The organism is Candidatus Pandoraea novymonadis (genome assembly GCF_003004665.1).
Lineage (GTDB): Bacteria > Pseudomonadota > Gammaproteobacteria > Burkholderiales > Burkholderiaceae > Pandoraea > Pandoraea novymonadis.
The window spans coordinates 831,712-844,906 of record NZ_MUHY01000001.1; the positions used below are offsets into that span (position 1 = coordinate 831,712).

Genomic DNA, 13,195 nt, shown 5'->3' on the forward strand with positions numbered 1-13,195 from the left:
ATAGCGGTTTCAAACTGACGCAGTCGAACTATTCTGACAAAACCTTGTGATATATGAGAGAGTTATTTACAGTGAAATTTAACCTGTTATGGTCGAAAACCAACCAACTAGCGAAAATAGATAGGATAAACCGTACCGGTTTATAAAAAGTATTAGAAGAGGCCAAAGACAGCTGCTCGTAAATATGTCGAAGCTCACTTGATTGAAGAAGGGTAAAAATATGCAATGGGAAGCCGTGATCGGATTGGAGACACATGCCCAGCTCTCCACTATTTCAAAGATTTTTTCTGGGGCATCAACACAGTTCGGCGCACCACCTAACACACAAGCGTGTCCCGTCGATCTTGCATTGCCAGGTACTCTACCGGTACTCAATCGAGGTGCTGTCGAGAGAGCTATCCAGTTCGGTTTGTCTATCGGCGCCACAATCGCGCCACACAGCGTCTTTACACGAAAGAATTACTTTTATCCTGATCTGCCGAAAGGCTATCAGATCAGTCAATATGAAATTCCAGTGGTGCAAGGAGGTACCTTGACAATTGAGGTACCCTCGAATTCCAAAACAAAGCAACCCTCATATAAAAAAATTATCCAGATAACACGTGCCCATCTCGAAGAGGATGCTGGCAAATCACTGCATGAGGATTTTTCTGGAATGACTGGCATCGACTTAAACCGGGCTGGCATACCTCTGCTGGAAATCGTGACAGAGCCAGACATGCGCACTCCTGCCGAGGCTGTTGCGTACGCCAAGACCCTGCACCACCTGCTCGTATGGCTTGGTATTTGTGACGGCAATATGGAAGATGGCTCGTTTCGCTGTGATGCGAATGTATCGGTACGCCCAGTCGGACAAAAAGAATTCGGTACGCGAGTCGAGATCAAAAACCTCAATTCGTTCCGTTTCCTGGAGGAAAGTATCAATTACGAAGTAATTCGTCAAATCCAGCTAATTGAAGACGGTGGTCAAGTAATTCAGGAAACACGGCTGTACGATACACATAAGAAGGAAACAAGGACAATGCGTATCAAGGAAGATGCCTGCGACTACCGTTACTTTCCAGACCCAGATTTGATGCCGCTTATGATCGAGCAAAACTGGATTGAATGTATACGTGCAACATTACCGGAACTGCCAGATAGCATGCAAACCCGTTTCATCCAGCAATATGGTTTAAACGAATATGATGCTACCGTTCTGACACAATCGAAAGCACAAGCAAATTATTTTGAAGAAGTCCTCGCTAATCTTGGAATAGGAAACGAAAAACAGGCGGCCAACTGGATTATTGGAGAATTGTCGTCTCTACTCAATCGAGACTCCATAAACATTAAAGAAAGTCCAGTAAGCCCAACTCAGTTAGCTTTGTTGTTAAGTCGCATCGCGGACGGCACGATTTCAAAAAAAATAGCTAAGGACGTCTTTCAAACCCTCTGGGAAAAACCCAATAGTGATAACGATGCTGTTGACCAAATCATCAAATCAAAAGGATTGACACAGATTTCGGATTCAAGAGCGCTTGAGACAATCATTGAAGAGGTATTGATTTCTAACACGAAATCGGTTGAAGAATTTTTGCTTGGTAAGGAAAAAGCGTTTAATGCTCTCGTTGGGCAGGCTATGAAAGCAACAAAAGGAAAAGCAAATCCCGCACAAATCAATGAACTATTGAGAAAAAAACTGAGAAATTGATAAGTAATACCTCGCAATTATTTTTGAATAATGAGCATAGCAAAGGAAATTTTTATTTTTAGATTATTGCTTTATGCATTGTTTATTTTCAATAATCGTTGCGATGTGAATTTCATCTGTAATACTGGTGCTATGCCAGTCGTATAATATCGATATAGTGTTCACTTTGGAGAATACGGCAGGAAAATTCACTGTTTCTCATGCCAGTAAAAACCAAAGCAAGTGTGACTATCGGCCGTTTACCGGCCACTCTTGTACTCACACCAACAATATTATATCACTGGACTTTCAGCCCATATCCCTGGTGGCAGTCCAAAATCAAACTATCGAAGATAGATAGATTCAATGCATAACATCGATTAAAAATTTAGAATGGTGCCATTAGCAATAGTGTATAGTTATATAGTTAACAATTGTCGTGTAAGTCCTAGGACAATTTACTTGTATTAAATATAGCGGGTATTGCCATGACAGTAGAAACATTCTCTTTTGGCTCACTAATACCAAATTGGCTGTAAATAGTTTGGAGTGTTAGAATGCACGCCCTTTGCCGGGGTGATGAAATTGGTAAACATAGCGGACTTAAAATCCGCCGCCTTCAGGCTTGCCGGTTCAAGTCCGGTCCCCGGCACCAAGAAAATATTCAAAGAATTTCGATACTTCAAAAACTCTAGTTTTGTTAGCTAACACCAAATAACACATCGGATATCCCGCTCAGGCTTTCGTTAAACCATGCAGCTAGGTTTGCGAAGAAGTAATAACAGTCGTCCATCCGATGGAACATGAAATATATTCGATTCCTTTTGTTGCCTAAACAATTCCTTCCAGCTCTATTAAGACGATGGTTGACTTCTGAACTTCACTTCACTTATCACTTCGTAGCACTGTAAGTGGCACGATCATAGATCCATAGATCATATCAATCAAAAGAATGGCACCTAATCCACTAGAGAAACATTAACTAGCTGGCACGAATACGTGCGATTATGCCTTCAAGCGCATCAAGACAACCAAACTCAATCATCAGATTGCCTGCTCCCCTTCGACCAATTTTAATTTTCACCGTTGACGCAAACAAATCCGAAAGTTCTTCTTCTAGGCACCTCACATCCCCAACATTCTCTTGTTGAAAACGCAGATGAATCTTCTTACCACTTAGTTTGAGAGAGGTATTAACAAGGCATTCAGTATCTCGAACCGACAAACCTTCATTAATCACCTGATTCGCGAGCGCAATTTGCGTCTCACTATCGACCGAAAGCAATGCTCTTGCATGACCCATGTCCAAATCACCAGACAACAACATCGTCTGTACAGGCTGTGCTAGACTTAACAACCTCAATAAATTCGACACCGAACTACGTGAACGTCCCAAAGACTCTGCTGCTTTTTCATGCGTAAAATTAAAATCATTCAGTAATCTTTGAATCCCATGTGCTTCTTCGATGGGATTCAAATTCTCTCGCTGCATATTTTCGATGAGTGCCATCACCGCAGCGGCTTCATCAGAAACTTCTTTCACAAACACAGGCACTTCAGAAAGACCCGCAACACTCGCCGCACGAAAACGTCTTTCACCAGCAATAATTTCATACTGCTTCTGCTTCTCATCACTCAAACGTCGCACAAGAATGGGCTGGATCAAACCATGGTCATGAATGCTTGCCGCAAGCTCTTGTAAAGCAGCTTCATCCATACGCGTGCGTGGTTGATATTTTCCAGGCCGCAAGCAACCAAGCTCAAGCACTGCTGGAACACTTTCTGTAGCTACAGGGACGACAGCTTCAGAACTAACACCAAACAAAGCCTCAAGACCACGGCCCAAGCCTTTTTTCTTACGTACATTGTTTTTAGTCGACATTGAATTATTTTATCTCGCGATGATCCTACATATTTTGGATACGTGTAATCATTTCTACTCCCAATTGTAGATATGCTTTCGCACCACGTGAGCGAGGATCGAAAACAACACCAGGCATTCCGTAGCTCGGCGCCTCCGCAAGCCGGACATTACGCGGAATAATCGCATTGAACACTTTGTCCCTGAAATGTTGTTTCAATTGCTCAGAGACTTGCTGCTGCAACGTAATACGTGGATCGAACATCACACGCAATAATCCAATGATCTGTAGTTCAGGGTTTAAATTCGCATGAACATGCTTAATAGTGTTTAAAAGATCGCTTAAGCCTTCGAGAGCGAAATATTCACACTGCATAGGAACAATCACACCATGCGCAGCACAAAGCCCATTAAGGGTCAACAATGAGAGTGTCGGTGGGCAATCAATCAATACAAAATCATAAAGTTGTTCAATCTTTTTCAGTGCCTGCTTCAATCGCACATCGCGGTTATTCAATGCTACTAATTCAAAATCCGCACCTGTCAGTTCTCTATTTGCGGGCAGCACGTCATAATTTCCAAAAGCCGAGTGTAGACAACTCTCCAAAACATCTATATCGTCGACCAATACCTCATACACACTACTTTCAAGTCTAGCTTTTTCGATACCGCTACCCATCGTGGCATTCCCCTGTGGATCCAAATCCACCAATAGCACACGCTGTCCTTGCGTGGCCAAACTAGCAGCCAAGTTGACCGCAGTAGTGGTTTTGCCAACCCCTCCCTTTTGGTTAGCCACACAGAAAATTTTTCCCATCGTGATATGATCCTCGGAGATGCTGTTGTGATAATTTGATGGAATTATCTTTATCTGAGTAATGCTCAGATTTTTAATTTAGGCTGCCTATTTTTCTCATGATTAGAAACTCTTTTAGAAGTATTATCCCTCAATTTTTTGAAGCAATTGCACAATCACGCAACAAAGTATGTCATACCTTAAAATTATGGATCAATCTGCTAATTCCAACACAATGCCGATTCATCATTCCACATAAAAAACAGCTTATCGAGGAATAAAACATCCAAGATAGTCAAACTGAGATTAGGAGGGGAGCGGCACAGAACCTTATTACAAAAATTCATTAGCCCAATACATCTCGTTAACCTCTTGCCAAGAGGTTAAAATATGAATTACTTTCCAAAGCAGTTTCGTAGCTAACCAAAGGCTAAAGTTCCAATCGGCCAAAAGCATGCACTCATTGTATGCGCTGTCATCAAAAGCTAAACGATATCAACCTTAATACGCAACAAATGACGCTTTGCCTCAAGAAATGGAACATGAAGAGGAATGCACTCCAATAGTTGCGAATCTTCTGGTATCTGCGCAAGTTCGTCATCTGACACCAGGCCCTTCATAGCCCAGATGTTAGCCTCAGGTGCCAATAAGTGCCGTGTCAAACGGATAAAATTAGATAGATCCGAGAAAGCTCGAGAAACAATTGCATCAAAGAAGACTGGGATTTCTTCGCCTATCTTGCATTGTTCCACACGCCCCGTAACCACAGTGACATTAGGAAGTTCCAACACTCCCTTGGCTTGAATTAAAAATGCCGTCTTCTTTCGGACAATATCATTCACTGTAATTTGCCAGTCCGGACAAGCAATAGCCAGAATTATTCCTGGTAATCCGCCCCCTGACCCAACGTCGAGAATACGATGGATTGATTCATGCATCAGGCGAGGTAGGATAGAGAGTGAATCTAGCACATGCTGAATCAATATCTGACGCGAGTCATGAATAGCAGTCAAATTATAGACTCCGTTCCATTTCGCCAATAGAATCTGGTAGTCAAGTAATTTTTGATGTTGCGTTACGTCGATCGGCACTCCAATCTGCTTAATGCCAGCAGTCAACAGCCTAGATAAGATTGTCATTGTGCTAATTACGCAAAGTCACTATCGCATCCTTCTTGTGAAATTCGAGTCAAATGATTTTTATCATCAATGTGTACTACGCTGTCTTGAGAATAAGTAGGATCAACGCATTTCTTGAGATACACTAGAAGCAGTGAAATTGCTGCAGGAGTAACACCGAAGATACGCGATGCTTGTCCAAGCGTCTCCGGCCGGCGTGCAATTAAAGCTTGACGAGCTTCAATTGATAAGCCACGCACCTCATTGTAGTTCATATTTGATGGCAAAATCATCCTCTCATTTACTTTCTTACGGTCAATTTCGTCTGCTTGGCGCTTAATATAACCTTGATATTTTATGGTAATTTCAATCTGTTCGCGAATTTGTGCGGATTGTGCAATATCCTCTGAAAACAAGGTCTCTAACGCATATTTTCCGTCTTGCAATGCCATCAAATCTTCGTAACGCACTTCAGGACGACGCAGCAAATCAGCCAACGAATACTCATGCTCAATTTTTTTGCCTAACAGAGGGAGCGCATCCTTCTCCGGTAGTGTTTCTGGATTCACCCATGTGAATTTTAATCGTTCTGTTTCACGTGAAACAGCATCACGCTTACGCTGAAAAATTTCCCAACGAAAATCATCCACCACACCGAGTTCTCGTCCATTTTCTGTCAAACGGATATCGGCATTATCTTCACGCAATGATAGTCGATATTCCGCGCGGCTAGTGAACATCCGATAAGGCTCAGATACCCCCCTCGTGATCAGATCATCGACAAGCACACCGAGGTAAGCCTGATCCCGTCGGGGACACCATGCCTCTTGACCTTTTGCTTGCCGTGCCGCATTGATACCTGCCAGCAAACCCTGTGCAGCAGCCTCCTCATATCCAGTAGTTCCATTAATTTGTCCGGCAAAGTAGAGCCCAGAAATTACACGAGTCTCAAGGGATCTCCTTAATCCACGTGGATCGAAGTAGTCATACTCAATGGCATAACCGGGACGCAAAATATGAGCACCTTCCATACCACGTATGGAACGCACAAGTGCTAATTGAACGTCAAATGGTAGGCTAGTGGAGATGCCATTTGGATAATACTCATTTGTCGTTAGTCCCTCTGGCTCCAAATAAATTTGATGCGATTCCTTATCAGCAAATTGGTGTATTTTGTCCTCAATCGAGGGGCAATATCGAGGCCCAAGACCCTTTATCAGGCCAACATACATCGGCGAACGATCGAGACCCCCCCGAATAATTTCATGCGTATGTTCATTTGTATGGGTCACCCAGCACGACACTTGTTTAGGATGTTGTTCAGCACGCCCGAGAAATGAAAATACCGGCACAGGATCAATATCGCCGGCCTGCTCACACAAGACCGAAAAATCGATACTACGCCCATCAATACGCGGCGGTGTGCCAGTTTTCAGTCGACCTTGCGGCAAGTTTAACTCTTTGAGACGTGATGACAATGTGACTGCAGCTGCATCTCCAGCTCGTCCACCACCGTAGTTATTGAGGCCAACATGAATCTTTCCATTAAGAAAAGTCCCTGCCGTTAGGACAACCGAATGAGCACGAAATCGCAAGCCCACCTGGGTCACAGCGCCAACAACGCGATCCCCCTCAACTATCAAGTCTTCCACTGTCTGCTGAAAAAGCCAGAGATTTGGCTGATTTTCCAAGCGATAACGAATGGCTTGCTTGTATAGCAAGCGATCAGCTTGAGCACGTGTCGCCCGAACTGCAGCCCCCCTCGATGAGTTAAGAATGCGAAACTGAATACCCCCTTCATCTGTAGCAGCAGCCATAACGCCACCCAGAGCATCCAGTTCTTTCACAAGATGCCCTTTCCCAATTCCGCCAATAGATGGATTACAACTCATCTGACCAAGTGTTTCAATATTATGGGTTAGTAGTAATGTTTTACAACCCATACGGGCTGCCGCAAGTGCGGCCTCAGTCCCTGCATGACCACCACCCACCACAATCACATTGAACTCGGTTGGATAAAGCATCTTTATTCCACTAGAATCAATAAATTCTCAAAAATATGTAATGCTAAAATTATAGCGAACCACATACACATACTTGTATATAAACCATGAATTGTTTCACGTGAAATATTAAGTGAAAAAAGACATGCAAGCAAAAACATATATTTTTTGATCTTGGATGGTCTGGTACAGACGGCTATCTGTTGCTTTTTGGTGTATTAAGTAAGCAACGCAGTGTGGTAGGCTTAATATATAGAGGAGTTCGCCGAATAAATCTGCTCACTCATTTCTGTCAGTTGGTTTTCTCTTTAGGTCTCCTTCAAAACCATCATTTCTCCTCCAGAGATACTCCTAAAAAGAGCTTTCTCATATAGCCACCTACTAAAAAATGATAATTTTTTCGAAGCAGAGCAGACACTGAGAATACTTTTTCAGCACTTTGAATTCGATTATTACGTCTATAATATCCAAAAAAATAATAGTCAACTTCGAACAAGCCATTATTACTTGACTGGCCTGCCCAGAGGGACTCGAACCCCCGACCGTCGGCTTAGAAGGCCGATGCTCTATCCAACTAAGCTATGGGCAGTGATAGAAACGATAAAAACCGATGACACAACCAACTCCCTGCATTCACAGGATTTAAAACAATTTAAGCTTAGTATATAAGCACCTATGTTATTGGGCTACGCTGGAGTCAGCGTCACACCAAGAAATCAATCTCAATAGTCGAAATTCCACTTTCCAACTTAGAGTCGAAAATGATAAGGGATACTATAGATTCCATCAAACTTGAAGATTACAAAGAAGAGGGGAGCAGGAGATAGCCTGCTGTCCATAGTACCACTTCGAATGCAAAGGATATTTCTATCTCACAAACCTATATCTCTATCAGACTACTTAAAAACAAGGTTGAGTTGCCATATGTCAGCTTAAGCTTTCTGAGAATAATCGAACCGAACCCCTTTAGCAAACTCCAAACAGAATAATATTTCAAGCTCTGGTGTCAAGTCAATTTGGCGGAAATAAAATAGGCCATACCGAACCCAAAACCGTGATTACATTACGACAAACGCATAGCAGACCAAAATCTATATGATTACTCCAAATAGCGTATCAGAAGACTTTTAGTTCTAAAAATCGCGGACTATAAACCTATATGCTAGAGACTAATAAAATAGCATGGTCCGCAAGCTATTAATTTGACATTCATTGCTAAATTCTCAGAAAGTTTCGTCTAACTACAGTGAAATTCTTAAAACATGGCAATCAAAGAAGTCTCATGAAAAAGCATAAAAAACAAATATAATCTTTTCAGGTTTAACGTACTCAGTTAACACTTGCGCACTAAGCGGCGAGTAGAAGCGTTAGTAAAAGAACTTCTGGCGCAGCTTGGCGCGCCAACAACACGACCAACATTAAACTCAAAAACTTGTCAAAAAACCTCCATATCCCTTCCAAACATTTAAAGTAAGAAAAAAATTCAACCTGAAAGCTATTTTTGCAGCAATGGGACCACCCGCAAAAATCATCATAATGGCCTTCAAGCAACCAAATTAACGTTAGCGGCAGCAACAGCCGTCATATTGATAATCCGACGTACAGTGGCAGCCGGCGTCAGAATATGCACTGGCTTCGCGCATCCAAGCAGGAATGGCCCGACCGTCACACCCTCGCCACTCGTCATCTTGAGTAAGTTATATGTGATATTCGCCGCTTCCACATTGGGCATAACCAGCAAATTAGCCTCACCAGTCAAACGCGACGCAGAGAATGCTATACGTCGGATCGTTTCCGACAATGCAGCATCCCCATGCATTTCACCATCCACCTCGAGATAAGGAGAGCGCTCGGCTAATAAATTTCTTGCCTTAGATACACGTTTCGACGAATTTGAAGTCACGCTGCCAAAGTTTGAGTGGGATAACAATGCAACCTTCGGGGTTATACCGAAACGCTCGATTTCCGATGCAGCCAATATCGTCATCTCGGCAAGTTGCTCACTGCTTGGCAGTTCATTAACGTATGTATCACTGATAAAAAGATTTCGCCCAGCCAGCATCAGCAAATTCATCGCAAAGTAGTTCTCCGCATCTGCTTGCTTGCCAATTACTTGATCCACGATATCGAGATGACGATGGTAAGTGTCGATCATACCGCAAATCATGCCGTCGGCCTCACCCAAATGCACTAGGATCGCGCCGATCAGAGTATTGTCTTTTCGCATAGCAGCTTTGGCCACATCTGGAGTCACACCGTGGCGTGCACCAATTTCATGGTACACCTGCCAACAACGTTGGTAACGGGCATCATCTTCTGGATTTACCAGTTCAAAATCTACTCCCGCTTTCAGTCGAGCACCGATTTTTTTCAGTCGCATCTCGACGACCAATGGACGACCAACAATAATCGGCTTCGCAATGCGCTCGGCCAAAACAAATTGTGCCGCCCGAAGCACACGCTCATCCTCCCCCTCCGAGAATACTATGCGAGCTGGGGCAGATGTGAAACGAGCACGAGCAGCAGCAAATACTGGACGCATCACCATGCCAGTTCGATAAACTGTTGCTCCTAATTGTTCACGATATGCCTCCATATCGGCGATCGGACGAGTAGCCACACCAGAATCCATCGCAGCTTTAGCCACGGCCGGAGCGATTTTGATGATCAAACGTGGATCGAACGGCTTCGGAATAATGTATTCCGGGCCAAATTCGAGTATATGTCCTTCGTAAGCCCGAGCCACTTCTTCACTCTGCTGAGTTTCCTGTGCGAGTTCGGCAATTGCATGAACGGTGGCTAATTTCATCGCTTCTGTGATGGTAGTTGCACCGACATCAAGCGCCCCCCTAAAAATGAATGGAAAGCACAAAACGTTGTTAACCTGGTTCGGATAATCCGAACGCCCAGTAGCAATAATGCAATCCGGACGTGCATTTTTCGCGATTTCAGGACGAATCTCGGGTTCCGGATTCGCCAGTGCAAGAATCAACGGCTTGGATCCCATATTCTTAACCATCTCGCCGCTTAACACCCCGGCAGTCGAACAGCCAAGAAAAACATCCGCACCCTGAATAGCATCACCAAGCGTGCGAGCCTCTGTTGCCACAGCGTAGCTCGCTTTGCTTTCATCAAGCTTACCTCGACCCACGTGTATTACACCCTTCGAGTCAAGCACAATAATATTGTGTCGAGCCAATCCAAGATTCACCAGTAAATCAAGACAGGCAATCGCAGCAGCACCGGCACCTGAACAAACCAATTTTACGTTGGCAATGTCTTTACCAACCACCTTCAAACCATTTAAAATTGCAGCCGAAGCGATGATGGCTGTACCATGCTGATCATCATGAAAAACCGGGATCTTCATACGCTCACGCAGTTTTTTTTCGATGTAGAAACATTCTGGCGCCTTGATATCTTCAAGATTGACACCACCCAGCGTAGGCTCAAGCATTGCAATTGCGTCAACAAGCTTGTCGGGATCATGCTCAGCCAACTCAATGTCAAAAACATCAATGCCGGCGAATTTCTTGAACAGACAACCTTTTCCCTCCATTACAGGCTTTGCAGCGAGTGGACCAATATCACCCAAACCAAGCACTGCGGTGCCGTTAGTAATCACTCCAACCAAGTTAGCACGTGACGTATAACGATTAACACTCAATGGATCTGCCGCGATCACCTCACAGGCGTAAGCAACCCCCGGAGAATAGGCTAACGACAAATCAATTTGGTTTGATAATGGTTTGGTCGGTGTCACGGAGATTTTGCCCGGACGCGGATTTTCGTGATATGACAACGCACTTTGTTTCAAAGAATCCTCCATAATCGTTAATCCTTCGGAAAGCACCTTGCATCTCTACATTCGCCCGACCAGGCTGCAGGAGCATGCAAGAATTTCTCGATTTCATCTAAAGTCTTGGTGTTGAAGTAGTCCTGCTGCTTAGCATTACGAAGCACATCCCACCATGTAGCCAAAGCGTGAAGATCGACTTTGATGTCCTTCAACGTCTGACGACTCTCCGGAAAAATATCGTAGTGAAAAATTACAAAAATATGACTTACACTCGCCTGTCCATCACGCAATGCCTTGCAAAAGTTAATCTTACTACGGCCATCGGTCGTTAAATCTTCAACCAAAAGCACGCGAGAACCTTCAGGCAAATAACCTTCGATTTGGGCATTTCGTCCGAAACCCTTCGGTTTTTTTCGAACGTACTGCATCGGCAACATCAGTTTGTCGGCAATCCAAGCCGCAAATGGAATACCTGCCGTCTCCCCTCCAGCAATCGAATCGAATTGCTCGCAGCCAATGTCCTGTACGATAACTGCTTCGGCCAGATCAACCAATGTTCGACGGACACGAGGATAAGAAATTAGCTTACGGCAGTCCATGTACACTGGACTAGCCAAGCCTGAAGTCAAGATGTAGGGTTTCTCTACGCTAAAATGCACCGCCCCCACTTCAAGAAGTATTTTCGCGGCAATATCGGAAATTCTTTGACAGTCGATGCCTATCATGAACACATCATCCTATGATACTTATACTATATACAACGAGTTACGGAGGTAAATAGCCCACCAGACCAAGTGCCGACGGAAAGTCGAACTGATCGCACAAAAAACGGCACGGATATAGCGTGGCTTTGCATTATCCCATAGACCCCCTTAAATTACTCAATAAAAACACCACACTTAAAAGGCAAAAATTAAGCATGCTTCCTTCTTAAGAAGGAGAGATTAAATATATTTTCGCGATGGTTCCAGCGATATTATTATTATATATCCCAAGCTTAAGTATGCCGTCATGTACCCCTCCAAGCATTGACGCGGTAATTTCAGTTTTTATATCTCTATCTGAGACGCAACCTATTCGTCAACTCCACACACAATAATTGCATATATGTCAGCATATAAAACATTAAAAACCGAAATATAATCATCGCATTAACTTCGTTCAAAAAATCTCGTCGGAATTGCTAACCAATATGGTTTTTAACGAAACCGTCTGAACGACATCAGAAAATGATATAACCGTGCAAATGCAGCGTTGTCATAGAAATAAGGACAAACTCTGTTATAGTTTCAAATCACAGGCAGCAAGATTTATTTATCAACACCCAATAAAACCATGATCAACTTGCAATCGAGTTCTCGGTAATATTGAACATGGATAAATATTTATACAATCATTTCTTCTTATCGAAGTAATTGACAAACTACATTAACATCTCCATAATGACCGATTGACTCGGAGGGATGCCCGAGTGGCTAAAGGGGGCAGACTGTAAATCTGTTGGCTTACGCCTACGTTGGTTCGAATCCAACTCCCTCCACCAAGATTTGATTTTACATTGCGAAAATAGCGCTTAGCGGGTGTAGCTCAATGGTAGAGCAGAAGCCTTCCAAGCTTATGACGAGGGTTCGATTCCCTTCACCCGCTCCAGGAAATTGCAATGAAGTAGCCGGTTTAGCCCATGTGGCTCAGTGGTAGAGCACTCCCTTGGTAAGGGAGAGGTCGGCAGTTCGATCCTGCCTATGGGCACCAGAGAAAAATAATGCGAAGCGACAATTATGCTGAGCGATTCGGTAACAAGATACCGTTAGGAGTCTGAAAATGGCAAAGGAAAAGTTCGAGCGGACTAAGCCGCACGTGAACGTTGGTACCATTGGTCATGTCGACCATGGGAAGACGACCCTGACGGCCGCGATCGCAACAGTGCTATCAGCCAAATTTGGTGG

Annotated in this window: 6 protein-coding genes, 5 tRNA genes and 3 pseudogenes; 6 read left to right on the forward strand and 8 right to left on the reverse strand. The window is 43.7% G+C overall.

Annotated features, from left to right (window positions below; genetic code table 11):
* Positions 1–220 precede the first annotated feature (220 nt).
* Positions 221–1,693 (forward strand): Asp-tRNA(Asn)/Glu-tRNA(Gln) amidotransferase subunit GatB, encoded by a 1,473-nt coding sequence (gene gatB / locus BZL35_RS03485; RefSeq protein ID WP_106182784.1) that lies wholly within the window; start codon positions 221–223, stop codon positions 1,691–1,693.
* Positions 1,694–2,242: 549 nt separating this feature from the next.
* A tRNA-Leu gene (locus tag BZL35_RS03490) sits at positions 2,243–2,327 on the forward strand.
* Positions 2,328–2,654: 327 nt separating this feature from the next.
* Here the strand turns inward: BZL35_RS03490 and BZL35_RS05100 are convergent.
* The 8 genes and pseudogenes from BZL35_RS05100 to BZL35_RS03525 all read right to left on the reverse strand — a co-directional run.
* Positions 2,655–2,804, reverse strand: a pseudogene (locus BZL35_RS05100) (ParB/RepB/Spo0J family partition protein); the annotation flags it as partial.
* A 62-nt stretch (positions 2,805–2,866) separates the two neighbouring features.
* Positions 2,867–3,554 (reverse strand): annotated as a pseudogene (locus BZL35_RS03495) (ParB/RepB/Spo0J family partition protein); the annotation flags it as partial.
* 25 nt (positions 3,555–3,579) lie between these two features.
* A complete protein-coding gene (locus BZL35_RS03500) occupies positions 3,580–4,350 on the reverse strand; it encodes a ParA family protein (RefSeq protein WP_106182786.1) in 771 nt (256 codons plus the stop codon).
* Positions 4,351–4,814: 464 nt separating this feature from the next.
* On the reverse strand, positions 4,815–5,468 hold the full coding sequence (gene rsmG / locus BZL35_RS03505; RefSeq protein ID WP_106182787.1) for a 16S rRNA (guanine(527)-N(7))-methyltransferase RsmG: 654 nt from the start codon (positions 5,466–5,468) through the stop codon (positions 4,815–4,817).
* Positions 5,469–5,578: 110 nt separating this feature from the next.
* A pseudogene (gene mnmG, locus BZL35_RS03510) lies at positions 5,579–7,471 on the reverse strand (tRNA uridine-5-carboxymethylaminomethyl(34) synthesis enzyme MnmG); the annotation flags it as partial.
* Between the two features lie 491 nt (positions 7,472–7,962).
* Positions 7,963–8,039: transfer RNA gene (locus tag BZL35_RS03515), tRNA-Arg, on the reverse strand.
* A 954-nt stretch (positions 8,040–8,993) separates the two neighbouring features.
* On the reverse strand, positions 8,994–11,279 hold the full coding sequence (locus BZL35_RS03520; RefSeq protein ID WP_106182789.1) for an NADP-dependent malic enzyme: 2,286 nt from the start codon (positions 11,277–11,279) through the stop codon (positions 8,994–8,996).
* 5 nt (positions 11,280–11,284) lie between these two features.
* Positions 11,285–11,974 (reverse strand): orotate phosphoribosyltransferase, encoded by a 690-nt coding sequence (locus BZL35_RS03525; RefSeq protein WP_106182790.1) that lies wholly within the window; start codon positions 11,972–11,974, stop codon positions 11,285–11,287.
* Between the two features lie 732 nt (positions 11,975–12,706).
* Here BZL35_RS03525 and BZL35_RS03530 point away from each other — a divergent pair.
* From BZL35_RS03530 to BZL35_RS03545, 4 genes are all read left to right on the forward strand, one after another.
* Positions 12,707–12,792 (forward strand) — tRNA-Tyr (locus BZL35_RS03530).
* Between the two features lie 33 nt (positions 12,793–12,825).
* Positions 12,826–12,899 (forward strand) — tRNA-Gly (locus BZL35_RS03535).
* 27 nt (positions 12,900–12,926) lie between these two features.
* A tRNA-Thr gene (locus tag BZL35_RS03540) sits at positions 12,927–13,001 on the forward strand.
* A gap of 69 nt (positions 13,002–13,070) precedes the next feature.
* A partial coding sequence (locus tag BZL35_RS03545; protein ID WP_230081277.1) for a GTP-binding protein occupies positions 13,071–13,195 on the forward strand: 125 nt, incomplete at its 3' end.

Coding starts and splice junctions, on each gene's coding strand:
- gatB (WP_106182784.1), top strand. CDS start 221: ATGCAATGGGAAGCCGTGATCGGATTGGAGACACATGCCCAGCTCTCC.
- BZL35_RS03500 (WP_106182786.1), bottom strand. CDS start 4,350: ATGGGAAAAATTTTCTGTGTGGCTAACCAAAAGGGAGGGGTTGGCAAA.
- rsmG (WP_106182787.1), bottom strand. CDS start 5,468: ATGACAATCTTATCTAGGCTGTTGACTGCTGGCATTAAGCAGATTGGA.
- BZL35_RS03520 (WP_106182789.1), bottom strand. CDS start 11,279: ATGGAGGATTCTTTGAAACAAAGTGCGTTGTCATATCACGAAAATCCG.
- BZL35_RS03525 (WP_106182790.1), bottom strand. CDS start 11,974: ATGATAGGCATCGACTGTCAAAGAATTTCCGATATTGCCGCGAAAATA.